Origin of the sequence: Leeuwenhoekiella parthenopeia, assembly GCF_020782115.1 — a bacterium.
GTDB classification, from domain to species: Bacteria; Bacteroidota; Bacteroidia; order Flavobacteriales; family Flavobacteriaceae; genus Leeuwenhoekiella; species Leeuwenhoekiella parthenopeia.
The window spans coordinates 314,243-340,565 of sequence record NZ_JAJGMW010000002.1 but is presented as its reverse complement, the minus strand read 5'-3'; the positions used below and the strand labels follow the sequence as shown (position 1 = coordinate 340,565).

The 26,323-nt window shown below is 41.4% G+C and carries 24 protein-coding genes and 2 tRNA genes; 13 read left to right on the top strand and 13 right to left on the bottom strand.

Translation table 11 applies throughout. The annotated features are described in order from the left end of the window. A partial coding sequence (locus tag LLW17_RS02660; protein WP_228228717.1) for an ISAon1 family transposase occupies positions 1-662 on the top strand: 662 nt, incomplete at its 5' end. A 103-nt stretch (positions 663-765) separates the two neighbouring features. Here the strand turns inward: LLW17_RS02660 and LLW17_RS02655 are convergent. Next, positions 766-838 (bottom strand) — tRNA-Gln (locus LLW17_RS02655). 237 nt (positions 839-1,075) lie between these two features. Here LLW17_RS02655 and LLW17_RS02650 point away from each other — a divergent pair. Both LLW17_RS02650 and LLW17_RS02645 read left to right on the top strand, forming a co-directional pair. After that, on the top strand, positions 1,076-4,363 hold the full coding sequence (locus LLW17_RS02650) for a protein O-mannosyl-transferase family (RefSeq protein ID WP_228228716.1): 3,288 nt from the start codon (positions 1,076-1,078) through the stop codon (positions 4,361-4,363). Further along, positions 4,356-5,012 carry a polysaccharide deacetylase family protein gene (locus tag LLW17_RS02645; RefSeq protein WP_228228715.1) on the top strand — a complete coding sequence of 219 codons (657 nt, stop codon included), beginning with the start codon at positions 4,356-4,358 and terminating at the stop codon, positions 5,010-5,012. The genes LLW17_RS02650 and LLW17_RS02645 overlap by 8 nt, the downstream gene beginning before the upstream one ends. Here LLW17_RS02645 and LLW17_RS02640 read toward each other — a convergent pair. The 3 genes from LLW17_RS02640 to LLW17_RS02630 form a co-directional block, all read right to left on the bottom strand. Further along, on the bottom strand, positions 5,005-5,307 hold the full coding sequence (locus LLW17_RS02640; protein ID WP_350355191.1) for a thioredoxin family protein: 303 nt from the start codon (positions 5,305-5,307) through the stop codon (positions 5,005-5,007). The genes LLW17_RS02645 and LLW17_RS02640 overlap by 8 nt on opposite strands. Positions 5,308-5,383: 76 nt before the next feature. After that, the gene (locus LLW17_RS02635) at positions 5,384-6,838 is read right to left on the bottom strand and encodes a phage tail-like protein (protein ID WP_228228714.1); all 1,455 of its coding nucleotides are present in this window, start codon (positions 6,836-6,838) and stop codon (positions 5,384-5,386) included. 108 nt (positions 6,839-6,946) lie between these two features. Beyond that, positions 6,947-8,164 (bottom strand): metallophosphoesterase, encoded by a 1,218-nt coding sequence (locus tag LLW17_RS02630; RefSeq protein ID WP_228228713.1) that lies wholly within the window; start codon positions 8,162-8,164, stop codon positions 6,947-6,949. A 131-nt stretch (positions 8,165-8,295) separates the two neighbouring features. Between LLW17_RS02630 and LLW17_RS02625 the strand changes: the two genes are divergently transcribed. Then, positions 8,296-9,300 (top strand): isoaspartyl peptidase/L-asparaginase family protein, encoded by a 1,005-nt coding sequence (locus LLW17_RS02625; RefSeq protein ID WP_228228712.1) that lies wholly within the window; start codon positions 8,296-8,298, stop codon positions 9,298-9,300. A gap of 968 nt (positions 9,301-10,268) precedes the next feature. Here the strand turns inward: LLW17_RS02625 and LLW17_RS02620 are convergent. Beyond that, positions 10,269-10,709 carry a retropepsin-like aspartic protease family protein gene (locus LLW17_RS02620; RefSeq protein WP_228228711.1) on the bottom strand — a complete coding sequence of 147 codons (441 nt, stop codon included), beginning with the start codon at positions 10,707-10,709 and terminating at the stop codon, positions 10,269-10,271. A 107-nt stretch (positions 10,710-10,816) separates the two neighbouring features. Here LLW17_RS02620 and LLW17_RS02615 point away from each other — a divergent pair, with 107 nt between their 5' ends. The 9 genes from LLW17_RS02615 (at position 10,817) to LLW17_RS02575 (ending at position 17,234) form a co-directional block, all read left to right on the top strand. Continuing rightward, positions 10,817-11,587 (top strand): TatD family hydrolase, encoded by a 771-nt coding sequence (locus LLW17_RS02615; protein WP_228228710.1) that lies wholly within the window; start codon positions 10,817-10,819, stop codon positions 11,585-11,587. A 42-nt stretch (positions 11,588-11,629) separates the two neighbouring features. Then, a complete protein-coding gene (locus LLW17_RS02610; RefSeq protein WP_228228709.1) occupies positions 11,630-12,766 on the top strand; it encodes a 1-acyl-sn-glycerol-3-phosphate acyltransferase in 1,137 nt (378 codons plus the stop codon). Continuing rightward, positions 12,750-13,775 (top strand): asparaginase, encoded by a 1,026-nt coding sequence (locus tag LLW17_RS02605; RefSeq protein WP_228228708.1) that lies wholly within the window; start codon positions 12,750-12,752, stop codon positions 13,773-13,775. Before LLW17_RS02610 ends, LLW17_RS02605 begins: the two co-directional genes overlap by 17 nt. A gap of 95 nt (positions 13,776-13,870) precedes the next feature. Beyond that, positions 13,871-13,958: transfer RNA gene (locus LLW17_RS02600), tRNA-Ser, on the top strand. Positions 13,959-14,031: 73 nt separating this feature from the next. Further along, positions 14,032-14,832 carry a MotA/TolQ/ExbB proton channel family protein gene (locus LLW17_RS02595; protein ID WP_228228707.1) on the top strand — a complete coding sequence of 267 codons (801 nt, stop codon included), beginning with the start codon at positions 14,032-14,034 and terminating at the stop codon, positions 14,830-14,832. Positions 14,833-14,862: 30 nt separating this feature from the next. Beyond that, the gene (locus tag LLW17_RS02590) at positions 14,863-15,303 is read left to right on the top strand and encodes a hypothetical protein (protein WP_228228706.1); all 441 of its coding nucleotides are present in this window, start codon (positions 14,863-14,865) and stop codon (positions 15,301-15,303) included. Positions 15,304-15,311: 8 nt separating this feature from the next. Then, positions 15,312-15,917 (top strand): ExbD/TolR family protein, encoded by a 606-nt coding sequence (locus LLW17_RS02585; RefSeq protein WP_228228705.1) that lies wholly within the window; start codon positions 15,312-15,314, stop codon positions 15,915-15,917. Between the two features lie 21 nt (positions 15,918-15,938). Beyond that, positions 15,939-16,421: an ExbD/TolR family protein gene (locus LLW17_RS02580; RefSeq protein ID WP_228228704.1), complete on the top strand. Its 483-nt coding sequence runs from the start codon at positions 15,939-15,941 to the stop codon at positions 16,419-16,421. Between the two features lie 108 nt (positions 16,422-16,529). Next, positions 16,530-17,234 (top strand): porin family protein, encoded by a 705-nt coding sequence (locus LLW17_RS02575; protein WP_228228703.1) that lies wholly within the window; start codon positions 16,530-16,532, stop codon positions 17,232-17,234. On the opposite strand, the gene LLW17_RS02570 is transcribed toward LLW17_RS02575, so the two are convergent. The 8 genes from LLW17_RS02570 to LLW17_RS02535 form a co-directional block, all read right to left on the bottom strand. After that, positions 17,222-17,830 carry a hypothetical protein gene (locus tag LLW17_RS02570; protein WP_228228702.1) on the bottom strand — a complete coding sequence of 203 codons (609 nt, stop codon included), beginning with the start codon at positions 17,828-17,830 and terminating at the stop codon, positions 17,222-17,224. The two genes, LLW17_RS02575 and LLW17_RS02570, sit on opposite strands and share 13 nt — an antisense overlap. Beyond that, positions 17,830-19,284 (bottom strand): RNA polymerase factor sigma-54, encoded by a 1,455-nt coding sequence (rpoN, locus tag LLW17_RS02565; protein WP_228228701.1) that lies wholly within the window; start codon positions 19,282-19,284, stop codon positions 17,830-17,832. Before rpoN ends, LLW17_RS02570 begins: the two co-directional genes overlap by 1 nt. Before the next feature lie 101 nt (positions 19,285-19,385). Continuing rightward, entirely contained in the window at positions 19,386-20,021 is a 636-nt protein-coding gene (locus tag LLW17_RS02560) for a response regulator transcription factor (RefSeq protein ID WP_228228700.1), read from the bottom strand. A 4-nt stretch (positions 20,022-20,025) separates the two neighbouring features. Continuing rightward, positions 20,026-20,784 carry a sensor histidine kinase gene (locus tag LLW17_RS02555; protein WP_228228699.1) on the bottom strand — a complete coding sequence of 253 codons (759 nt, stop codon included), beginning with the start codon at positions 20,782-20,784 and terminating at the stop codon, positions 20,026-20,028. Then, the gene (locus LLW17_RS02550; RefSeq protein WP_228228698.1) at positions 20,785-21,501 is read right to left on the bottom strand and encodes a hypothetical protein; all 717 of its coding nucleotides are present in this window, start codon (positions 21,499-21,501) and stop codon (positions 20,785-20,787) included. Between the two features lie 24 nt (positions 21,502-21,525). After that, positions 21,526-22,164, bottom strand: a complete 639-nt coding sequence (locus LLW17_RS02545) for a hypothetical protein (RefSeq protein ID WP_228228697.1) — start codon at positions 22,162-22,164, stop codon at positions 21,526-21,528. A gap of 156 nt (positions 22,165-22,320) precedes the next feature. Beyond that, the gene (gene asnS, locus LLW17_RS02540) at positions 22,321-23,760 is read right to left on the bottom strand and encodes an asparagine--tRNA ligase (protein WP_228228696.1); all 1,440 of its coding nucleotides are present in this window, start codon (positions 23,758-23,760) and stop codon (positions 22,321-22,323) included. A 106-nt stretch (positions 23,761-23,866) separates the two neighbouring features. Next, on the bottom strand, positions 23,867-26,281 hold the full coding sequence (locus LLW17_RS02535; RefSeq protein ID WP_228228695.1) for an efflux RND transporter permease subunit: 2,415 nt from the start codon (positions 26,279-26,281) through the stop codon (positions 23,867-23,869). Positions 26,282-26,323: the final 42 nt, after the last annotated feature.

Genomic DNA, 26,323 nt, shown 5'->3' with positions numbered 1-26,323 from the left:
GAGCCAAAGTCAAAGAAATCACTTTGGATATGGCTAATTCAATGAAGACCATTGCAAGAAAATGTTTCCCAAAAGCAATACAGGTTACAGACCGATTCCATGTACAGAAACTGGCACTGGAAGCCTTACAGGATATAAGGATCAAACACCGATGGGATGCTATAGATATGGAGAACGAACAAATTAAACAAGCCCGGTTAAAGCAGAAAAGTTTTACTCCCAAAACCTTTGACAATGGGGATACCAAAAAACAGTTATTAGCCAGGAGCCGTTATCTGCTCTATAAAGCACCTTCAAATTGGACAGAAAACCAATACCAGCGAAGTAAAATACTCTTCGAGCACTATCCAGATATAAAGTTGGCATTTAAGCTCACACAAAGACTTAGGGATATATTCAACAAAGCAAAATCAGTAGAAGTGGCTTATACAAAACTGGCTCATTGGTATAAAGATGTAGAGAACACAGGATTTAAGGCATTCAATACCATTGCTAATACCATAAACATTAATTATAGATCAATACTCAATTACTTTATAAACAGAAGTACTAACGCTTCAGCTGAGTCCTTCAATGCAAAGATCAAAGCATTTAGAAGCCAATTTAGAGGAGTAAAAAACATAGAATTCTTTCTATACAGATTAACTACAATTTTTGCTTAAACACAACAATTAGGATTGATCCTAAAAAAGGGCTCGGTTTAAAACACATCGAGATCATTTAATCCCATAAAAAAATCCGAACAGTTCTGTTCGGATTTTTTTGTTGGCCTACTAGGGCTCGAACCTAGACTCTTCTGGACCAAAACCAGACGTGTTGCCAGTTACACCATAGGCCATTGACCTGTATTCTTACAATCACCTGACTTGCGAATGCGGCTGCAAATTTAAAACAAACTTTGAGTTCACCAAACAATTTTTTCAGAAAAATTAGGTTTCCTGAAATTTTCGGGCATTTACCGCGTTAGCCCATTGCTGCCTTACCGCTAAAGGAGACTCTAAAAACGTATTGCTCAAATAAAAGGAAAACCATTAGCGTATTAATTCATAAATTCGCTGCTCGTTAAATTTGCCTTATGACACACTTCAATTTCCCGAAGTACAATAAAATTTTTGGCTGGCTTGCCTTTGCAATAGCCCTTATTTGTTATGCACTCACTGTTGAACCTACTGCCAGTTTCTGGGATGCCGGGGAATACATATCCACTTCATCCAAGCTAGAGATAGGCCACCCTCCCGGAGCGCCGCTATACCAGATGCTGGGTGCTTTTTTCTCTGTATTCGCTCCCGACACCACCTATATTGCCCTGTGTGTCAACTTTATGTCGTGCCTGGCTTCGGCATTTACCATACTCTTCATGTTCTGGTCAATCTCTTTATTAGTACGCAAATTACTGAAGCGCAATAAAGAGACTTTAACCACCACAGATCAAATGGCTGTTATTGCAGCCTCTTTTACAGGCTCGTTAGCATTTGCATTTACAGACAGTTTCTGGTTCAATGCCGTAGAGGCTGAAGTATATGCGATGGCGATGTTTATGCTTTCGGCTTTATTTTATATAGCACTGCTTTGGGAACGGGATATGTTTAAACCCCGTGGCAACCGCTGGCTGATGCTTATCTGCTTTATCATTGGTCTCTCTTTTGGGGTTCATTTTATGGCTTTGCTCACCATTCCGGCAATCGGATTTTTATATTTCTTTAAAAACTATAAGAAAATCACGGTTAAGAATTTCATTCTGGCCAATGTGATTGTGGTAGCCATCCTGATGTTTATATTCAAGTTTCTACTACCCTACACGCTTAGCTTTTTCGGCTATGCCGAAGTATTTTTTGTAAACACAATCGGACTTCCGTTTAACAGCGGGACCATTATCGCCGGCCTTGTATTTATTGCCATTTTTTATTTTCTGCTTAAATACACCCGTAAAAAATCGTATTACCAGCTCAACACCCTAATCCTTTCGATCCTGTTTATTTTTATAGGATTTTCGAGCTGGCTGATGCTTCCCATACGCGCTAACGCAGGAACTACCATCAACGAAAACAACCCGAATAACGCCCGGGAGCTTCTCGCCTATTACAACCGCGAGCAATACCCCGAAACCCACTTATTCTACGGCCCACAGTTTACCGAGATTTTTGGCGGACTCGATGCACAGAATCCCTATGTAGACGGCAAGCCCAATTACGAAAAAGATGAAGAAAGCGGCAAGTACATTATCGTAAACGAATGGAAAAACGCCGTTCAGAATTCTGAAGACCGTCATAAAGTATTTTTACCCCGTATGTGGAGTACCGATCATATTGCAAATTATATGCAATTTACCGGTCCGCTTGATTTTCAGGTAAAACCTGAATATGCAGACAATCAGGAGTTGCAGCAGGCCGTTGCCCAGTTTAAATCAGATTATGCTCAGGGGCGTATTGATAACGAAGGGTTTCAGTCTTTCCTGATGCGTATACGACAGTATGTTGATGTAGAACCGCCATCATTTGGGGACAATCTGGCCTATATGTTTGACTTTCAGTTTGGCTATATGTACTGGCGCTATTTTATGTGGAATTTCACCGGGCGTCAGGACGATATTCAGGGGAAATACGATGACATACACGGCAACTGGCTCAGTGGAATCCCTTTTGTTGATGAAGCCCGCCTGGGGCCTCAGGACAGTTTGCCTACTGATGCACTGGACAACAAAGCCCGAAATACTTATTTCTTCCTACCTCTTATTTTAGGTCTCTTAGGCCTGGTTTTTCAGGCCAGTAAAGACAAAAAAAGCTTCTGGGTACTTCTGGTTCTTTTCCTGTTTACAGGGATCGCCTTAAAGATTTACCTTAATGAGCGTGCCTTTGAACCGCGCGAGCGGGACTATGCACTGGTAGGATCATTCTACGTGTTTGCGATGTGGATTGGCTTTGGTGTTTATGCGCTTTATGATTTGCTTAAAGAAAAGGTGAGTTCTAAAGTAGTGCTACCCATAGTTACCGTATTCTGCCTGCTGGCAGCCCCCGTCATACTGGCTGCTCAGAACTGGGACGACCATGACCGCTCCGGGCGTAAAACTGCACTCGCAATGGCCAAGATGTACCTGGACAGTTGTGATGAAAATGCTATTTTATTTACCATTGGGGATAATGACACCTTCGCGCTATGGTATGTACAGGAAATTGAAGGCTATCGCCGCGATGTGCGCATTGTAAACACCAGCCTCTTCCAGACGGCCTGGTATATCGATGATATGAAGCGCAAGGCGTACGAAAGCGACCCCATCCCATCACAACTTACTCACGACAAGTATGTCGCGGGTAACCGGGATGCAGTCATTTATAATGAATTGAGACCCAATGACACCCTCGACATCAAGACCTGGATGAACTGGATTGCCAGCGACGACCCAAGAACTATGAGCGAGTTGCAAAGCGGAACCATGGTCCACACCTTCCCTACTAAATTTGTAAGGATACCCGTAGACAAAAACACCGTTATCGCTAAGGGCATCGTACCGCAAAAAGATGCAGATCTTATTGTTTCGGATATCGTTATTGAAATAAAAGATACCTGGCTTTACAAAAATCGCCTGCTGATGCTTGATGTGATTGCAAACAACAACTGGGAGCGTCCTATTTATTTTACGGGCGGAAGCTTTGGGGATGACGACTATTTGTGGATGAAAGATTACCTGCAGCTGGATGGCGTTTGCTACAAGCTAGTGCCGATTCAAACACCTATAGATCCGCAGGCGCCTTATGATATGGGACGTATTGATACCGAAAAATTCTATGATATCGCGATGAACTGGTATTGGGGCAATAGCGGTGATCCCGATATTTACCACGACACCGAAACCCGCAGAAATGGAATTACCTATCGCGGTAATCTCGCCCGCCTTATCGAAAAACTGATAGCTGAGGGGCAACTCGACAAAGCCAAAAATGTGCTCGATCTGGCCATGGAAAAAATGCCGGTAGATATTTTTGAGTACTACACCTTACTCGAACCTTATGTAAACGGTTACTACGAGGTTGGCGAACAGGAACGCGCCCGTGAATTGTGGAATCAGGTGGCCAAAAAATATCAGGAAAAACTCGATTACTGGAGCACGCTCGATCTTAACAGACAGTATCAGTATGCACAGGATATCATTACCGATATCGAGCGCTACCGCAGTCTGGTCGATCTGCTGATCATCAATCAGGATCAGGAGATTTTACCGGAGAAGGCACGCGAATTCAATACGTATCTGCGTAAGTTTAGCCAGTTTTACGGGGAAGATGAGACCGAACCGGAGACTGCTCCTTCTGTAGAGCCTACACGAGATACGTCTTTAGCAATTCCGGCAGAAACAGATACGCTTGAGTAAACTTTTTAAAATAGACTTACCCGTAAAGACGCCTAAGTGGCTTAAGCGTCTTTACCCGGGTTATGTCTGGGATCAAAAAGACAACCCGGAAACTAAAAGGCTGTACCTCACTTTTGACGACGGCCCCATCCCGGAGGTGACACCCTGGGTACTTGAAACCCTTAAAAGTTATAATGCAAAGGCAACGTTTTTTTGCATTGGCGAAAACATTACAAAACATCCAGAAATCTTTGAACAACTGCTTAAAAGCGGAAACAGCATAGGCAACCACACTTTTAATCATTTAAAAGGCTGGAGTACTAAAGAGGATGTTTATCTGCAAAACACCACGAAGACCGAAGCCCTGCTGGAGCAAGCCGGTATTCACAACAAGCTCTTCCGGCCGCCTTATGGCAAGATCAAACGCGGGCAGGCCAAAAGGCTGAAGAAATTAGGGCATCAAATAATTATGTATGATGCCATTGCATACGACTGGGACGCAACAATTTCGCCTGAGCAATGTGCCCTAAATATTATAAATAATGCAGAGCCCGGAAGCATCCTGGTGTTTCACGACAGTTTAAAAGCAGAAAAAAATATGAAAGCTGCACTAACCCGGGTTTTGGAGCATTTTAGCAGCCTGGGGTATACGTTTGCCCCGCTTAAATGAATTTTTGTACGATAGCAATCAGGGAGTTAGCATCCTGCTCTCCGCTTTGGCGCCACTTCATCTCGCCTTTTTTGTAAATCACAAGCGTAGGAAGTCCTTTAATACGTAAAGCTTCGGCCAGCTCCGGATTTTTGTCAATATCAATTTTGATAACCTTAGCCTTATCTCCCAATGCTGCAGCTACATCACGCATTACCGCGTGCATAGTATTCGATTCTTCATTCCATTCCGTATAAAAATCAAGAAGAACCGGAATATCAAGGTCAATGAGTGCTCCAAATTTTGACATAGTCACGCTCTTTAGTGCCCTAAATATAAGGTTAAAAGCCAAATTGCCATTGATTTAAGAAAATATTAATTACGCGGGGCGCTTATTTGATATTTACATTCAGCGAAAACACAACAATATTTGTAGCGCTATTAACTCCGCCTGTATTGGTAACCAGTCTTTGCCCCCATATCTCTATAAAATCATTTGGTGCAAGCTCAACCGTACCCGAGATAGAATTACTCACCACGTCTGCAGTTGTATTTACTCTCATAATGGTATTGGTTTCAGTAAGTGTCGTAGTGCCGTTCTTTCTGATAAAAAAAGCGTAGAAGCTTCCCACGTTATCATTGCCCCGAACAGAAAGCGAAGCATTTACCTGAAAAGTACGCGTTCTCTTCCCCATGTAGGTAAGCCGGTTATTTTGCGGCGAAGACATTCGGAACAAATTCACCGCAGTTGTTGAATTTGAATTGGAATTTCCCTGAAGATTGAAGGCGTTTTGATTATTTACCGTCTGGAGAAAACCTGTCGTAATAGTCCCGTTATAGTACACGTTTCCGGTTGCAACGTTGTCTGACTCCACAGGAATACCGGGACAATTTATGGTCCACGCATTGGTGAAGTTATATCCGGTATAAGACCCCGTTGTATACTTACTTACATAAGGATTTGAAGAAGTTCCCGAAAAAACAGTACTCAAAATAACGCCGTTGCTCACGGAAGGATTTGCACTTACATCAAAAGCTATGGCCGAACCGGCAACGGTGCTAAAACCACTTACTTTTTGAACCAGGCCAAATGTTCCGGTTAGTTTCTCAAATGTGCCGGCATTTGAACTAAACCATGCCTGATTATTAAGCAAAAGGTTCCCAACATTAGCGTAGGTTATTCCATTGCTGTTAGAAATAAACTGCACAACATTTCCAAAGAACAATCCTATATTTGAGATAGATCCCACGCCGGTGGTCATTCCGGCAATTACTGTATTTTGAAGTAAAATAGATTCTACACCGGTGCCGGTAATATCAAATGCTTTGGCACCGGTAAGCGTAACATTACGAATACTACCCCCTGAACTACCCGTAAAAATAGTTCCTCCGGGAAAGCTTAATACATCTTCAGTAGCATCGAGTCCCGAAATGTACGCACCGTTTAAATTTATTGATGCAGACAGATTTATCACACCATTAATCTCATAATAAGTGTTTTCATCAAGCGTTATGACACCCCCGGATACGGCGGGCAAATCAGTTACACTTTTTACCAGAATATAATTATCCCGAGCCATTGCCCCCTTAAGTTGAGACCATGCAGAACCCAAGTAGTAGTAAAAAGAAGACTCATCGGTATCATAAACCAATAAACCGGTAGCAGGAGCTGCTATTGCAAGACGTTGAGCGGTGGTTAATCTCGGCGTTAGGATTCCCTGAGTTTCAGATTGCATATCGAGCAATGCTGAGGGATCAGGAGCAGTGGTTCCAATACCAACCTGAGCCTGTGTAACGCAGTTAAATAATAAAATATTTAAGACGAAAAATACTCTAAAAATCTTCATAGGGGTCAGGTTTAGAACCTAACCAAAATATGCATTTAGAAGATATAAATAGTTCTTTCGTAGAACTTTAACACGATTTGAATTTATTACAAGTAAGAAATAGCTTACCTATTTTAATCGTCTGCGCAGCTCTATAACAGTCACCTCGGGCCAAATACCCACGCGTCCGGGGTAGCCTAAATATCCGAAACCACGATTTACATTAAGAACCTTTCCTGCTTCTTTATAGATTCCGGCCCAATTATCATAACGGTACTGTACAGGACTCCATCGAATAAAGCCCGGAATCTCAATACCAAACTGCATCCCATGGGTATGTCCGCTTAGGGTTAACTGGTAATTATTAGGATCATTTTTAAGTCGCTCTGACCAATAGGTAGGATCATGACTCATTACCACTTTAAAATCTTGAGGCATTAAGCCGTTTGAAGCTTTGTCAATATCGCCGGCCTGCTTAAACCCTGCACCCCAGTTTTCAACACCAACAAGAGCAATACGTGAGTTCCCCCGCTCTAAAAAAACGTGTTCATTGAGCAGCAGCCTCCAACCCATATCCCGCTGCAATTTATTAAGGGTATTCAGGTTTTCGGTCTTGGCAGCCTGAGATTCCCAGTCTGCATAATCGCCATAATCATGATTGCCCAAAACCGAATAGACCCCATCCTTTGCTTTCAGTTTTGAAAAAAGACCCGTCCAGTCTTTCATCTCGTGAGCAAAATTATTGACCAAATCACCTGTAAAAAGAATGACATCACTTTTCTGCTCATTAATAAGATCAATACCGTAAATGATTTTTTCGGCATCGTCAAAGCTTCCGCTGTGAATATCACTTATCTGAGTAATACGGTATCCTTCAAAAGCTTCCGGCAGGTCTTCAAATTCTAAGCTGTAACTCAATACTCGATAGCGGTACTTGCCCCGGTACATCCCATATATTAAAGACGCGAACGGAATGGCCGCAACACCCAAAGCGAGTGCGCTTATAAATTTTCGCCTGGATGGCAATTCAAAAGAGGTCTGCTCTGTAAAAAAGCGGTTGTAAGATGCAACAAGCAATCGCAGGATATCTTCACCAAACATGAGCAGCACCAGTATCAATTTCGGCACAAAAAAAGCCAGAAACCAACCCAGCATATACATCTCACGCACTTCGATACCCCTCGAGCGGTCGAGTGTGGAAAGTGTATAGATAAACGCAGCTAGAAAGGCTAGCGATATAAAAACATAAATGACGGAAAGAACGGCGCTTTTAGAAAAAGTTCTAATCGCCTGAAACGCATAGACATCTACTAAAATGTAGATCAAAATAAAAATGAACCAACGCATAAGAGTTGTTTAGGGCCCTAATATTACTGAAGTAAACCCGGAGATTCCCTAAATAAAACCTAATTTTTTATGCTCATTCCGCTGAAATTAATAGCAGGCTTAGTAAATTACACCCTCTTACAGCATTCACTATGAAAAGACGCAACTTTTTGACCTCAGGAGCATTAAATACGCTGGCCCTGGGTTTTGGGCTTTCGGGACTGGCCAAACCTAATTTAAACCTGTCTTCCTCATCAAAATCAAGAACCAAAAAATCAAAAGCTTCGGGACCTGTAGCTATTTGCACCTGGGAGTTTACCCAGGCTAATGCTACTGCCGGAAAATTGCTGGACGAAGGTTACAATGCCCTTGATGCAGTAATACAGGGGGTAGCGGTTGAAGAAGAAAATATTAAAAATACAACGGTTGGAAAAGGCGGCTCTCCAGATCGGGAAGGCAATGTTACCCTAGACGCCTGTGTAATGGATCATACCGGCAACTGCGGGGCCGTGATGTGCGTAGAAGATATTACACATGTGGCGGCACTGGCCCGCAAGGTGATGGAAGACACTCCGCACGTGATCCTTGCAGGAGAAGGCGCTAAAGAATTTGCGCTAAATAGTGGATTTGAAGCTGAAAATTTATTGACGGAAGCCTCTGAAAAAGCCTGGAAGGAATGGCTGAAAGAATCAAAATACCAGCCCATCATCAATATTGAGAATCACGACACCATTGGGATGCTGGCTCTTGATGCGAAAGGGAATATATCTGGCGCCTGCACCACATCGGGACTCGCGTATAAGATGAAAGGACGTGTGGGTGACAGCCCCATTATAGGAAGCGGACTCTTTATAGACAATGCGATAGGCGGTGCAGTCGCAACCGGAATGGGCGAAGAAGTTATCAAGACCGTAGGCAGTTTTTTAATTGTTGAATTGATGCGAAACGGGATGAGTCCTCAGGAAGCCTGCGAAGAGGCCGTGCGACGTATTGTGACTACCAATCCCAATCACGTGAATTTTCAGGTGGCCTATATTGCCATTAACAAGGAAGGAGAAACCGGTTGCTATTGCATACACCCCGGCTTTAAGATGATGAAGTACGAAAAAGGTGCTAATAATCCGATAGTTGCGGGAAGCTATTTACAGAAAAATTAATTTCCTCGATTTTAACTGTATTTGAACTAACTCTTTTTTAAAGTGCTAACTAATTATACTATGTTTGCACCGTGCTGAAAAGCGGAAAATATTTAAGACTGTTGTAATTGACTTGTAATAATCAATTATGATTTGGGGTGAAAGCCAGCTCTCAGAGCTGGCTTTCTTTGTTTATATGCCGTTACCCAAATCATAAAGGGGTGGCGAGCGAGGGTTAAACCCATTTTTGATCCTTTTACTGAATATCAAAACCCGAAGCGAGGGGTTTCTATCTTAAACCGAAGAACCGGATTTCTTTGTTTACATACTTCAACCCAAATCATAAAGGGGTGGCGAGCGAGGGTTAAATCCATTTTTAATCTTTTTACTGAATATCAAAACCCGAAGCGAGGCATTTTATCTTAACCCGAAGAACCGGATTTCTTTGTTTATATACCGTTACCGCAAATCAAAAGGGGGTGGCGAGCGAGGGTTAAACCTATTTTAGTCTTTTTACTGAATATCAAAACCCGAAGCGAGGGGTTTCTATCTTAAACCGAAGAACCGGATTTCTTTGTTTATATACCGTTACCCAAATCATAAAGGGCTGGCAAGCGAGGGTTAAACCCATTTTAATCTTTTTACTGAATACCAAAACCCGAAGCGAGGCGTTTTATCTTAAACCGAAGAAACGGATTTCTTTGCTTACATACTTCAACCCAAATCATAAAGGGTTGGCGAGCGAGGGTTAAACCCATTTTTGATCTTTTTACTGAATATCAAAACCCGAAGCGAGGCGTTTTATCTTAAACCGAAGAACCGGATTTCTTTATAGCGCTACATACAATGAACTTGAAGAAGAATGAGAAATTAAAGAATTCTACTTTTGAAGCAATTACAATCACCTTAAAAACTCCCGCTAAAGATTCTACATAACAGACCGACGGGATTCTGCAGTATTGTAAAGATGCAATACTATTCTGAGGGTATTATTTTTTCAGATACAAACATTCGTACTGATAGTCTATAACAGCCTTTCCCTGTTTTAATATATCTGCGCCAATAATTCCACTTACGGGCTGGGCCTTATGATTGGTCAATGCCGTATTAACATGAGATAAATCAAACAGAACAATAGAGGCCTTTTTGGTAGACCATTCTCCAATTTCGATTTTATTATTCTGCGATAATTGAGTCAGCATATCTATAGCACCGGCACCGGCAGCCTTAATATCACTATCTTCCGCAAACAGCTTAAAACGTTCCAGATCTTCAAAACCTATACATGTATTAGACGCACCTGTGTCTAAAATAAACTCGCCTGCGACTCCATTGATTCGTGCATCAAATTTAAGATGTCCGGTACCTACAGTTTTTAAGGGAACTCTTATGTAATCTTTTTTGGTAAGATGTCGGCGCAATGAACCCATTTTCAATATAGATTTTTTCAAACTTAGACTAAATAAAACAGGAAGGTTTTAAATATTCACTAAAGTTTTGTGCTTAGGCTTACCCGAAATTTTAAATTTGCCAACTTATGTTTATAGACACCCATACCCATTTATACAGCGAGTCCTTTAAAGACGATCGCGATGAAGTCATAGAACGTGCGCTTGAAGCCTCAATTAAAAAATTTGTGCTTCCGGCCATAGATTCTACTTACACAAAAGCCATGTGGGACCTCAAAGCACAATATCCGGAATCCATGCACCTTATGACCGGTCTTCATCCTACACATGTTGATTCCGAAACCATTCAGGCTGAAATGAAACATGTAAAAGAAGAACTCAATTCAAAATCCTATTGCGCAGTAGGTGAAATTGGCATTGATTTATACTGGGATCGCTCTACCGAAGCCCTGCAAAAAGAGGTTTTTGCCGAACAGATCCAATTGGCTAAACAATATGACCTGCCCATTGCCATACATTGTCGGGACGCATTTGACGAGGTTTTTGAAGTACTGGAAGCAGAAAAGAGTGATGCGCTTCGCGGAATTTTTCACTGCTTTACCGGAAACCGGGAACATGCCCAAAAAGCTATAGATCTTAATTTGCTGTTGGGCATAGGAGGCGTGGTCACATTTAAAAACGGGAAAATCGACCAGTTTATAAATGAGATTGATCTGGAGCATATCGTTCTGGAGACCGATGCTCCCTATCTTGCTCCCACTCCCTACCGCGGTAAACGCAATGAAAGCAGCTATCTTATTGAGGTTGCACAAAAATTAGCTGCTATTTATGATTTACCCGTTGGGCAAATCGCAGAACAAACAACCCATAATGCTAAAAAACTGTTTAGACTTGACTGATCCCTAAAATAGTTCGTTATTTACCCTAAAACAAAAGAGCACGTGTCACAATTTGACTCCATAAGACCGTATTATGATTCTGAAGTCCACGAGACTTTGCAGGAATTTCAGAAGCACCCGATGTTTCTGGCCTTACTTCAGTTCACATTTCCTGAAAAAACGGAACAGGAGATCAAAAGTATCCTGAATAGTTGTCATTCTATTTACGATTTTCAAACCCGCATCATCTATCAATCGATACAGCGGGTAATGGAAAAAAGCACCGATGGTTTTTCCACTTCCGGCTTTGATGACTTGGAACGCAACAAGGCCTACTTTTTTCTGTCCAATCACAGAGACATCATTTTAGACACATCGTTTATAAACGTGGCACTTTACGACCACGACTTAGTGATGACTGCGTCAGCTATAGGAGATAACCTTGTTAAAAAATCATTTCTACTGGCACTTGCCCGGCTCAACCGAAGCTTTATGGTGCAACGCAGCCTGAGTCCTCGGGAAATGCTGGTAAGTTCCAAGAAACTTTCTGAATACTTAGCCTATTTGCTTGAACAAAATCAGTCGATCTGGATGGCTCAACGGGAAGGCCGCACCAAAGACGGCAGCGACAAAACACAGCAAGGTGTTCTTAAAATGGCAGCAATGGCGCGGGGAAATGTACCGGTGATGACTTATTTAAAAAGTTTGAATATTCGTCCGGTCGCTATTTCCTATGAATTTGACCCTACAGACATATTAAAAGTACCCGAACTTATCGCAAAAAGCGAGGACATAGCCTACATAAAAACCAACAATGAGGACTTTAACAGCATCATGCGCGGCGCTTTGGGCAACAAAAAGAGAATACATATAGCAGCAGGTAAATTAGATTCTTCAATATTCGACAAATTAGAAGCCAGCGACCTATCTGACAATGATAAACTCCAGGAGCTTGCCAAAAAAATAGATCACGAGATTTATCGTATTTACAAGCTGTGGCCTTCCAATTTTGTAGCCTATGACCTTTATCACAAAACAACAGACTTTGCACACGCTTATACCGACCGTGATAAACGCAATTTTGAACGCCGTATAGAGCGCAGGGTAAATCCCGATAGCGCAATAGCGATGGAAAGCTTCTTACTTATGTATGCAAATCCAGTAATCAACAAGCTAAAGAGTCTTGAGCCAGCAAACTAAAATTCTTCTTATTTATACCGGGGGTACCATCGGGATGATTAAAGATTTTGAGACCGGTGCCTTGAAGGCATTTGACTTTAAAGATTTGCTCGAAAAAATTCCTGAGTTACGCCTGCTCGATTGCGAAATCAGCACAACCGGATTTAACAAGCCCATCGACAGTTCAAACATGAATCCGGCTTTATGGGTTCAATTGTGCCAGATCATAAAAGACCATTACGATTCGTATGATGGTTTTGTGATTTTGCACGGGAGTGACACTATGAGCTATACCGCATCGGCATTGAGCTTTATGCTCGAAAACTTAAGCAAACCCGTTATTTTTACCGGTTCACAACTACCCATTGGCGATTTGCGTACCGACGCTAAAGAAAATCTCATTACTGCGATCCAGATCGCCGGGCTCAAAAAAAGAAACCGTCCTTATATAAGTGAAGTATGTCTGTATTTTGAATATAAGCTCTATCGGGGCAACCGCAGTTCAAAGATAAGCGCTGAGCATTTTGAAGCGTTCAAATCGCCCAATTACCCACCACTGGCAACATCAGGTGTGCATTTAACTATCGAAGATGATAAGCTTTTGCCTTACAAACGGAAAAAACTTGTTGTTCATGAAGACCTGAAAACCGACATTTTGGTCCTGCACCTCTATCCCGGAATTCAAAAAGAACTGTTAACAGACACCTTTGAAAAGTTAAAGTTTAGCGGAGTGATTTTGCTCACCTTTGGCTCTGGAAACTGCTCTACAGAAGAATGGTTCTTAAAATTAATTCAAAAAAATATTCAAAAAGGGATACCTGTGGTTAACATTACACAGTGTACCTGGGGAAGTGTTCAAATGGGTAATTATGAGACGAGTACGACGCTTAAAAAAATCGGGGTTATTTCGGGAAGGGATTTAACCATTGAAGCAGCAGTAACCAAAATGATGTATCTAAATAGCCAAAACTTGTCATTAAAGGTCTTTAAGACTATATTTGAAACCTCTCTAAGGGGAGAGATGAGTTGACAGAAACAATGAGCCGTTGGTATAAAACCTTTTGGAAATCGATATTTTTTTTGTTAATTGGCTCCCCATTGAAGACAAAGGCTGCGGCCTACTAAAGAGAGGTGGCCGAGTGGTCGAAGGCGCACGCCTGGAAAGTGTGTATACGCCAAAAGCGTATCGAGGGTTCGAATCCCTTCCTCTCTGCTAATTTTTAATAATTGAATAATTAATTTTATATCTTTATCACTTTACTAACTAAATTTTTAAGATCAAAGCAATGAAAAGAGTATTTTCTATTCTAGTAATCACAGCTGTAATGGCGTTAAGCAACCTAACGGCTCAAGCAAATACTGCAACTCTAATGACTGCTAACGCAGCAGTGATTACAGCAGTTCAAGATGAACCGGCTGATGATGCAGCAGCACCGGCTGATGATGAAGCAGAATCAGTTTCTTTCACTCAAGAGTTAAAAAAGCGTTTTATTGAAGGTGGTCCTGGCTTTATGGGTATCGTACTTTTATGTTTGATATTAGGTCTTGCTATCGCAATTGAGCGTATTATTTATTTAAATCTTGCTACTACAAACACAACCAAACTAGCGCAGGATGTTGAAGACGCATTAAACAGTGGTGGTATCGAGGCTGCAAAAGAAGTTTGCCGCAATACCAGAGGCCCTGTAGCTTCTATATATTATCAAGGTCTTGACCGTGTAGACGAAGGCGTTGAAGCAGCTGAGAAAGCAGTTGTAGCTTACGGCGGTGTTCAAATGGGTCTTCTTGAGAAAAACGTTTCTTGGGTATCTTTATTTATCGCACTTGCACCGATGCTTGGTTTCATGGGTACGGTAATTGGTATGATCCAGGCATTTGATAAGATTGAGGCTGCCGGTGATATGCAACCATCTCTTGTTGCGGGAGGTATTAAAGTAGCACTTTTGACTACCGTATTTGGTCTTATCGTGGCGATTATTCTTCAGATTTTTTACAACTATATCATTGCTAAAATTGACAGCATCGTTAATGATATGGAAGATGCTTCTATCACTTTGATAGATATGCTTGTACGTTACAAGAAGTAATAATTCCCACTTTAAATACACAGACTCATTATGTTACATAAAATATTAAAAATTGTCGCTTTAATACTGTCGGTACTTGGAGCTATCTGGCTTGTAAGAATTCTATTGGCAGGTGATACAGCGATTACAGATTCAGCAGATTTACAGAGCAGTCTGGTAACTCCTATTATCTATATTGCTTACGTGACTATCGCAATAGCTATTGTCTTTGTACTGGTATTTGTTCTTAAAAACCTATTCAGTAGTGGCTCTTCCTTGAAGAGTACTCTGATAGGAGTTGGTGCATTTCTTGCAATAGTTGTTATCTCTTACGTTCTGGCTTCAGGAGAAGAAGTAACTATGCGTGATGGCGAAGTAGTATCTGCTAGTGCATCCCGATGGATTGAAGCAGGTATCTATATGTTTTATATTCTTGCTTTAGTTGCAATTGGTTCAATGGTATTTTCAGGAGTTAAGAAATTAGCTAAATAAGAAAAATTATGGCAAAAAGAGCAGCACCAGAAGTAAATGCAGGATCGATGGCAGACATTGCGTTCTTACTGCTTATTTTCTTCCTGGTAACCACAACAATCGAAACAGATAGCGGTATTAGCCGTAAACTACCTCCCGAGCAGGAAGAGAATCAACCTCCTCCACCTGTAATTAAAGAGCGTAACCTATTTACAGTAATCGTAAACAGCAACGACGAGTTGTTAGTTGAGGACGAGGTAATGCAATTAAAGGATTTAAGAGCTGCAGCAGTAGCATTTTTAGACAATGGAGCTGAAGATTGTTCCTATTGTCAGGGTGCCAAATCTGAGACCTCTTCTGTAAATCCACAAAAGGCCATTATTTCTCTGGTTAACAACCGCGGTACTACCTATAAAAGATATATCGCAGTTCAGAATGAACTCGTTGCAGCTTACAATGAGCTACGGGATCGTGAAGCACAAAGCAAATACGGAGAGTCTTTTGTTTCTATGGAAAAAAGATACAATGACCCCCGTACTTCAGAACGTGATAAGGAGCGCTTAAAGCCTCGTGTTGAGGAAATACGCGAACTCTATCCGGAGAAACTTTCTGAAGCTGAGCCTAAGAAAAACTAAAAACTTTTAAACCTATAATTTATGTCTAAGTTTAATAAGAAAAAAAGTGGTGATCTACCGGCTATTTCGACAGCTTCGTTGCCTGATATCGTTTTTATGTTACTTTTCTTCTTCATGGTTGCTACCGTAATGCGTCAAAATACCTTAATGGTTAAAAATGACTTACCAACAGCTAACCAGGTTGAGAAACTTGATAAAAAAGATCTTGTAATGTATATCTATGCCGGTGAGCCTGTAGAGCGTTATCAAGGTACTTATGGTACTTCTGCAAAAATTCAGCTTAATGATAAATTTGCAGATGTTTCTGAAATACAGGATTTCATCTATCAGGAACGCGCCAGCAAACGCGAGGAAGTAGTTCCATTTTTGACCACCGCTTTAAAAGTTGATGGGGATAGCAAGATGGGTCTTATTTCAGACATTAAACAGGAACTTCGCACAGCGAATGCATTGAAAATTAATTATGTTACCAAAAAAGGTGACGCTGTTGAAAACAACAATTAATACTCGATTAGATTTATTGCATATCTCTTAAAATTAATTTGAAAAAACGCTCTGTACTATTCAGAGCGTTTTTTTGTTATTTTATAGTATAGCGAAAACCCACAACATATGAGGCTTAATCATTTTCTTATTGTAATCGTCTTGCTGATGAATTCCGGTTTATATGCTCAGGAATCTATTGAAAATGATTCGACTCGCGTAGATGACCGCTATAGGGAAGATCAGTTCTATTTGGGGGTGACCTTTAACCTGCTCACCAACAAGCCTGAAGCGATGGAGCAAAACGGCTTCAGCGGCGGACTTCATTTGGGCTATATACGGGATATGCCTATTAATGAGGGTAGAAATTGGGCTATAGGAGTAGGCGCCGGCTTATCTATGAACACCTACAACCAAAACCTCTTCGTTGGGGAAATGCCTTCAGAAGAAACTATATTCCGAATTATTGATAATCAAATTGACTACGACAAGAACTGGTTTAGCACCTATCTGGTTGAAATGCCCATACAACTGCGCTGGCGCACTTCTACAGCCTCAACGTATAAGTTCTGGAGGATTTACAGCGGTCTGCAATTGGGATACGTTTACGCGTACAAATTCAATTTTGAGCAGCAGGGAAATCAGGTAATTCAGACCGATGTTCCCGAATTTGAACGCTATCGCCTGGGTTTAACCTTTTCCTTTGGGTACGACACCTTCAATTTTTTCTTTTACTACAACATCAATCCCTTTTTCTCTGATGCTGTAAGTCTTGAAGGAAGTCCGGTTGAACTAAACAGCTTAAAGCTGGGACTCATGTTTTACATCTTATAAAAAACAAAGAGCAGGATCTGCGGAAGTCCACCTACTACTAAACCCGCAAGTAACTCGGGCATCGTATGAGCCTTAGACTGAAGACGGGAAGCTGCTGTAAAGCCAATTGAAAGGACCAGGAAACCGATGAGCAGCAAAAAATTAGACTGGTACAGCATACTTAAGCCCATTACAAAGAGTAAAACACCACTCACCCCTATCATATGCAGACTTACCTTGAAGCGCAGTACAGCGCATAAAAATGCAAAAGCCGCTGCTATTAATATCCCAAAGAAAAACAAATAGAGTTCGGGAAACTCATAGCCATTGATGATCAGTTTTAAAATAAGCAGCGTAATGGCTACCTGTATCAATAAAGGTACACGTCTCTCTTTCACCAAAGCAAGTTCTTTGTCTGAGACCACATTTACACTTTCTAACAAAAAATAAAAAAGAACCGGCACTACGATAGTCAATATGCTCAACGCAAATAATTTGGCATACATAAAGGACTCGGGCACAAATTTTGGCGTAACATAAAAGTAAATCACCACTCCAAGAATAGGCATTAGGAGTGGATGCATCAGGTACGAAAAAAAACGAAGCACTATTCTCATTAAATTTCTTTACGCAAACGTGCCACCGGCAAATCAAGCTGTTCCCGGTATTTAGCAACTGTTCTCCTCGCGATGGGATACCCCTTTTCTTTAAGTATCTTAGCGAGTTTATCATCGGTAAGCGGTTTACGCTTATTTTCTTCCTGAATGGTAATCTCAAGGATTTTCTTGATCTCTCGTGTAGAAACTTCCTCGCCCTGATCATTGGTCATACTTTCGCTAAAGAATTCCTTGATCAGTTTGGTACCATAAGGTGTATCTACATACTTACTATTTGCAACCCTTGAAACGGTAGAAACATCCATATCAATCTCATCGGCTATATCCTTTAAGATCATTGGCCTTAAATTACGCTCATCACCGGTAAGGAAGTACTCCTTCTGATAGTTCATAATTGAGCTCATCGTGACGTAAAGCGTTTGCTGGCGTTGCTTAATAGCTTCAATAAACCATTTTGCGGCATCGAGCTTTTGTTTGATGAACATCACCGCATCTTTTTGCGATTTACTTTTCTCCTTCGCGGCTTTATAGCCTTTTAGCATATTGGTATATTCCTGCGAAACGTGCATTTCGGGAGCATTGCGGCCATTGAGCGTTAACTCGAGTTCTCCGTCGTTTATTTTTATGGTAAAATCTGGAATTACATGCTCAACAATCTTGGTATTTCCGGCGTATGAACCTCCCGGCTTTGGGTTGAGATGTTCTATTTCGTCAATAGCATCGCGAAGCTGATCTTCGTTGATATCAAACTTCGATAATAACTTAGTGTAATGTTTTTTGCTGAAGTGATCGAATGCCTCTTCCAGAATATCTATTGCCAAAGAAACCGCGGCGGTCTCGTCTTTTCGGCGGAGCTGAATCAATAAACATTCCTCCAGGCTGCGCGCCCCTACTCCTGCGGGATCCAGATTTTGAACCACCTTAAGGATTTTGGTCACCTGCTCTTCTGAAGTATAAATATTTTGAGTAAACGCCAGGTCGTCAACCAAATCAACCAGATCACGACGTATATACCCACTTTCATCAATGCTTCCAATTAAAAACTCGGCAATCTCCATCTGCTCATCAGTAAGCCTGTAGGTATGCAGCTGGCTCATCAAATGCTGGGTAAATGAGGTTCCACCTGCGTAGGGTATCTGGCGTTCCTCATCATCTGCACTGTAGTTATTGGTATTTAAGCGATAGCTGGGAATCTCATCATCAGAGAGGTAATCATCAACATCAATCTCTGTTTCAATCTTTTCTGAATCGTAGTCTTCTTCCCCACTGTTATCAAACTCCTCATATTCATCCTTTATCTCTTCCTTGCCACTATCCAGTGCAGGATTTTCTTCAAGCTCCTGCTTTACGCGCTGCTCAAAAGCCTGCGTAGGAAGTTGAATAAGTTTCATCAGCTGTATTTGCTGAGGCGAAAGCTTTTGAGATAATTTAAAATTGAGTTGTTGTTTAAGCATAAGTTATAGCCATCTGTACCTACAAAAGTAACGAAATTGACTTTAGAAAGATATATCAAACTTTTGTTAATACAGTGCCGAAGGGTTTTTAATATCCCCGGTTAGGGTACGAAAATCTTATTCTTAATCGCATAAATCACAAGACCGGTTCGGTTTTTAAGTCCTAGTTTTTGAAAAACAGACTCCCGATAACCTTCTATGGTCTTGGGGCTCAAAAACATAAGCTCGGCGATTTCCTTGTAGGTCATTTCGGTGCAAGCATGCTTTATAAATTCAAGCTCCCGCTCCTTTAAGGTAACTTCATCCTCATGCGCTGCCTCATTACGTTTAACCAGTTTTTCAACCGTATTGGTATAGTAAAAGCCGTGTGTCAACACCTCATTGAGCGCCTGCTCGAGGATCGCTTTACGCGTGTCTTTAAGCAAATACCCTTTTGCCCCGGCACGAATCATTTGCAACACTACACTCTCCTCCTCTTCTATAGAAAGCGCAAGCACTTTAATATCCGGATGGTGTTTGCTAAGGTGTGTAGTGGTTTCGACACCACCCATAACCGGCATATTTACATCCATCAGCACTATGTCGGGCTTAACTGCCTGATCGGAATTAAGGTAATCAACAAACTCCTTTCCATTTAGGCCAATATACACCACCTCAAAATTATCAAACTGACGTACCAGTCCGGCGATAGCTTCAGACAAAAGGGTGTGATCATCTACAAGGGCAACTTTATACATAGTTTTATTTTAATGGATAGGTTAACACTAAACGCGTACCGGCACCGGGAATAGAGCTTATCCTGGCTTTTGCTCCTATTAGTTCTGCGCGTTTATCAATATTACTCAGGCCGATACCTTTTTCAGCCAATTTATCGGCATCAAAACCCACACCGTTATCCAATGCGGTAATTTCAAGTGCTTCGACCTTAAACTGAACACTGATTTTAAGGTTTGCAGCCTTAGAATGCTTCATGGTATTGGTCATAAATTCCTGTACAATACGGAATAATACTATTTCTACTTTAGGATCCATGGCAATAGGATCGCCCAGCAACTCATAATCTGCAGAAAGGTATTTTAAACGATTAAAACGGGCTACCTCCACCTCCAGAGAATGAATAAGCGATTGACCGTTAATCGCTTCGGGATTAATAGACTTTGAAAGTGCGCGTAACTCGTTTAAACCTGTACCAATGGTTTCTGCTACCTCCAGCATTTCTTCGCCGCCTTCAATGTTTTGAGCTTTAATTTTGGCCAGGGTGAGCAACTGACCAATATTGTCGTGCAATTCCCAGCTGATGTTGCGCAGGGTTTCTTCCCGAATCTCGATCTGAGTCTCCGCAATGGCGCGCTCGTAGCGCTTTTCGGCTTCTATCTGCTCTCGTAACAGGGCATTCTTACGCTTCATAAACACCCAAAACAAAACAAATACGATGACCGCCAGTAAAAATAAGACCAGCAAAACCACTAAAATCACTAAAAGTTGCGTTCCCTGATCCATTTAACTTTTGACCTCTTGAGGTTTTGCCTTGTAAAAACCAAAAGCAAAAATGCCATACATCAAGGAGTAAGACCAGAAGCTAGTGTTTCTGATAATACTATAAAATGTATTTAGGCTATTAGAAACTTCTGTAAGGTTCAACCATCCCTTATAATTTATTATAGACACGGGAAGTTGTATAACCGTACTTATTAATAGTCCCACACTTATATAGATTAATGGCAGGTCTTGTATTCTACTGAGATCTGCATTTTTAATTGTTTCAATTAAATAAAACAGAATAATTATAATTAAGAAAAAATCACCCGTTACAGCGGAAAACACTGGTTTTTGTATCACAAAATTACTTGTCAGCACAAAATAAAAGAGAGTAATAAGCCAAGTAAAATATAGAACTACAACTGTTTGCTTATACAATTGATATTTTAAGTATTTATAATAAATCCAGTAAATAGCAGAGAAATAGAAAAGATATCTTAAATTATAAAATACAGTCGTTCTATTAAGAATTCCTGTCACGTTTATTGCGGCAGCGATCATTTCATTAAAGAAATTATAACCTAAAAAAATGATAAAAACTATTATTGGAGAACCAGTAAATTTTTTCCAATATGCTAATCCTGAAATAAATGCTAATAATTCAAAGATATTCATGGCAATCAAGGCATGATTACCTAAAATGAGATCTAATCTTTCTGTAGAAATCTGAATATCCAATTTATGTATTCAAAATTAGACTTATTAAAAGTCTTCAGAGCTTATTGGAGGAGGAGGCATCTCGTGACCTATGTTTTCGGATAATGAGGTGACATTTTCTTCACTTAGACCTGAGTCTGAAGTTAATCCGTTTAGAACAGAACCTACGGTTACAGCCTCTTTGCTTCCGTCAGCTTTATTAAGGATCGCAAAACTTACTGTATCTCGCGTGCCATCTGCCTTAACAAACTCAGTTGCAGGATTAAAAAATACGGTTCCTTTGTTTGATTTATTCTTATTCTTAGGATTCTTACCATATTTACCAAAATACACACGCAGTTCTGTGATCTCAACACCTGCAGAATCCGCCTGCTGCTCGATATATGCCATATATTTTTTCATCTCCGCAAATGAAAAACTAACCAGACGGGTGGCCTGTTTGTAATTCGCATCTTCTTTAGGGATGGTATCGCCTTCTTCGGTGATGTTTTCAGCCATTTCGATTAAAGAAACGCGGCTGTTACCGTAGTTTTTGTAGAGGGAATCTGCAACCTGTAAAGGAATAATATTACCCGGAACTCCGGCGGTTGGCTCCTCCAACTCCTGACAATCACAAGGTTTATCGCAGGAAGTGACTAAAAATGCAGCAAAAAGGGCTGCCGTAAAAAAAGTAATTTTTCGCATAAGGGTTTGTTTTAATGAATGGCTGAAATTAAGCATTATTTAACATAACCGTCTATTTCCCCTGAAAAAAGGGGGTTTATCCCCGTAACTTTTTTCGGCTGGAGCCAAAAAAACCCGATTGTTGAAATCGGGTTGTTCTTTAGTTTAGGTTTACCACTAGAATTCAGCATTTTGCGGAAAACGCGGATACGGAATCACATCCCTAATGTTTGTCATACCCGTGGCAAAAAGCACCAAACGCTCAAAGCCCAGGCCAAAACCACTGTGTACGCAGGTACCAAAACGACGCGTATCGAGATACCACCACAATTCTTCTTCGGGGATATCAAGCGCAGCCATCTTTTCCTGAAGTACTTCTAAACGCTCTTCCCGCTGTGAACCTCCTACGATCTCCCCAATTCCCGGGAAGAGAATATCCATGGCACGTACAGTCTTCCCGTCTTCATTTAAACGCATATAAAACGCCTTGATGTTTGCGGGATAATCAAACAGGATAACTGGGCACTTAAAGTGTTTTTCAACCAGAAAACGCTCATGCTCACTTTGCAGATCGGCACCCCACTCTTCAATGATGTAATTGAATTTTTTCTTTTTATTGGGTTTTGAATCCTTGAGAATATCAATCGCTTCGGTGTAGCTTACGCGTTTAAAGTTGTTTTCGAGTACAAACTTCAACTTTTCTCGAAGCGGCATAGGCGCGCGTTCTGCTTCTGGCTTGGCCTTATCTTCCTGAATGAGTCGGTTTTCTAAAAACTCGAGATCATCCTGCCCATTATCCATCACATACTGAATCACGTATTTGATGAAGTCTTCCGCCAGGTCCATATTGGCATCCAGATCGTTAAAAGCCACCTCCGGCTCAATCATCCAGAACTCAGCCAGGTGACGACTGGTATTGGAGTTTTCAGCTCTAAAGGTTGGCCCAAACGTATAAATTTGCCCCAAACCTAAGGCATAAGTCTCTCCTTCCAACTGCCCGGAAACCGTCAGATTGGTTTCCTTTCCGAAGAAATCTTTTTTATAATCGATGTTTCCGTCTTTATCTTTTGGCGGATTCTTAATGTCTAAGGCCGTAACTTTAAACATCTCGCCAGCACCCTCTGCATCACTACCGGTAATGATGGGTGTATTTACATAATAAAAACCTTCTCTTTGAAAATACTGATGCACGGCAAAACTCAGTTGCGAACGCAGACGCATCACCGCACCAAAGGTATTTGTACGCACGCGCAGGTGAGCCTGCTCACGCAGCTTCTCGAGTGTATGACGCTTGGGCTGCAAGATGGTGCGCTTTACCTCTTCAGGATCTGCATCGCCAAGTATTTTAACCTCCTTAACGTCAACTTCAACCGCCTGACCACCGCCCTGACTGGCTACCAAATTTCCGGTAACAGCGATTGCGGCACCTACCGTGATGCGTTTCAGTAAAGACGGATCTGTATTTTCGAAATCAACCACACACTGTAAATTATTGATAGTTGACCCGTCATTAAGCGCTATAAAGCGGTTTGCGCGAAATGATTTAACCCAACCTTTAACCGTGAGCTCCTGCTCTTTTGGTTCGTCTTTTAAAATGTGTACGATTGTTTTTTTCATCTAATTCTATTTTAGAAAGATCCCGCTAAGGTTCTTTTACTTTTAAGTTTAATTGTATTGTCGGCAAAGATAAATTTTACGGCAGTTCCAGTCAAAAAATGGGCTTTTAATTACTATCGCGATTAAACTCTTCCAGATCGTCCTCATCAACCTCGTCCAAAATTTGAATGGCGGGTTTCTTAAAGTCTTCTTTGTTGGCGATATTTCGCTCCAGCGAAAGCAATAAAGACGGCAGTAATACCAGATTGGAAAGCATGGCAAATATCAGCGTTACCGAAACCAAACCTCCCAGCGCTACGGTTCCCCCGAAGCTACTGATCATAAAGACCGAAAAGCCGAAAAACAAAACAATCGAGGTATAAAACATACTTACGCCTGCTTCTTTAACCGAAGCATAGACCGAACGCTTGATTTTCCAGCCGCTGCTGCGCAGTTCCTGACGGTATTTGGCCAAAAAGTGAATCGTATCATCTACTGAAATTCCAAACGCGATACTAAACACCAAAATGGTAGAGGGTTTTATGGGGACGCCCAAAAAGCCCATAAGTCCGGCGGTGATAAGCAGCGGCAACAAATTCGGGATCAGGGAAACCAAAATCATCTTAAGTGACCGAAACATAAAAGCCATAAACAGAGCGATAAGCAAAATAGCCAGCGAAAGGCTGATAACCAGATTATTGATCAAATAATCGGTGCCCTTCTGAAAAACCAACGCTTTACCGGTGAGGGTAACGTCAAACTTATCTTCAGGAAATAGGATATTGATCTTGTTGTACAGGTTTTCTTCAATGATTTCCATACGGTCTGTGCCGATGTCCTGCATAAAGGTCGTCATTCGAGCATACTGCCCCGTAGAATCTACATAACTGTCCAGCAAACCGGCTTCGTTTGAAAAACTCTGGGCGTAGGGCAAAATAAAATTGCGCTCGTTTGAAGTAGGCAATTGATAGTATTGCGGGTCGCCATTGTAAAACGCCTGCTTCCCGTACTTCACCAGATTCACTATTGAAACCGGCTTGGAAAGCTCCGGTGTTTCAGAAATCGTGGTTGCCAGTTCATCCATCCGTTTTAGGGTAGGCAGCTTCATCACGCCTTTGGGACGTTTGGTATCAATAAGAATCTCGAGCGGCATAATGCCGTCAAATTCGGTTTCAAAAAACTTAATATCCTTGTAAAACGCGGTTTTCTTCGGCATATCTTCAATAAGACTTCCCGAAACGCGAATGTTGTAAATCCCAATCATACTGGCGATAAGCAAAACCAAAGCCACACAGTACACGGTCACGCGCTTGTTGCGTACCAAATGCTCAATCCAGTTCACAAAACCTTCAATCCAGGTTTTACCCAGGTGTTTGAGGTGACGCTCTTTGGGCGGAGACATATAGCTGTAAATGATGGGAATGATCAACAGGCTCAGCAAAAAGATCGCGATAATATTGATAGACGCGACAATACCAAATTCCTTCAACAACGAACTTTGCGTCAAAATAAAGGTCGCAAAACCCGAAGCCGTAGTGATATTGGTCATAAGGGTGGCGTTACCCACTTTAGTAATCACCCGCTGCAACGCGCGAATTTTATTACCGTGATTTTTATATTCCTGCTGGTATTTATTGATCAAAAAGATACAGTTAGGAATCCCGATTACAATAATCAAAGGCGGAATCAGCGCGGTAAGAACCGTGATTTCATAACCTAAAAGTCCCAGAAACCCAAAGGCCCACATAACGCCAATTACCACCGTAATCATAGAAATAAACGTGGCGCGATACGATCTGAAAAAGAAGAAAAAGATAAGCGAGGTGACCAAAAGTGCACCACCTACAAAATAGCCGATTTCCCCAATAATGGTTTTGCTGTTGAGTGTGCGTATGTAAGGCATCCCACTCGTGTGAACCGTAATGCCGGTCTCGTCTTCAAAATCCTGAATCAGCGGGATCAGGTCATCAAGAATGAAATCTTTTCGCGCTGCGGTATTGACAATGTCTTTTTTAAGGTAGACCGCAGTACGTACCGTACCCGTCTCTTTGTTGTAGACGAGTCCCTCGTAAAAGGGCAGGTCTGTAAAGAGTTTTTTCTTTAAGGCTAACGCCTGAAGTTTGGTATTAATATCGCCTTCAATAAAAGGCTCCAGATCAAAACGCTGGGGGTCTTCTTCTTTCTGAAGGATTTTTAAATCTTTTAAGGAAACCGAAAGCGCGACTGCGTCAAATTGATTGATAGAGTCTGAAAGCGCATTCCATTTATTGAGAATTTCGGGCGTAAAAAGCGTGGAATCTTTTATACCGAAAACCACCAGATTGCCTTCTTCCCCAAACTGATCGAGAAAGCGGTTGTATTCGAGGTTTACCTCGTGATCATCGGGCAGCAGATTGGCCTCGGTATAGGTAAAGCGCATATACTGCCATTGCGTTCCCAGAAATACTGTAAAACCGGCAATAAGAAAAAGAATAAATAGCCGATTGCGTAAAATAAGACGCGCGACGCCGTTCCAAAATCCGTACCCCAAAAGCTTGGTCATCGTTCTAATTTAAGAGGGCGCAAAGGTACTCAATATAAGCCG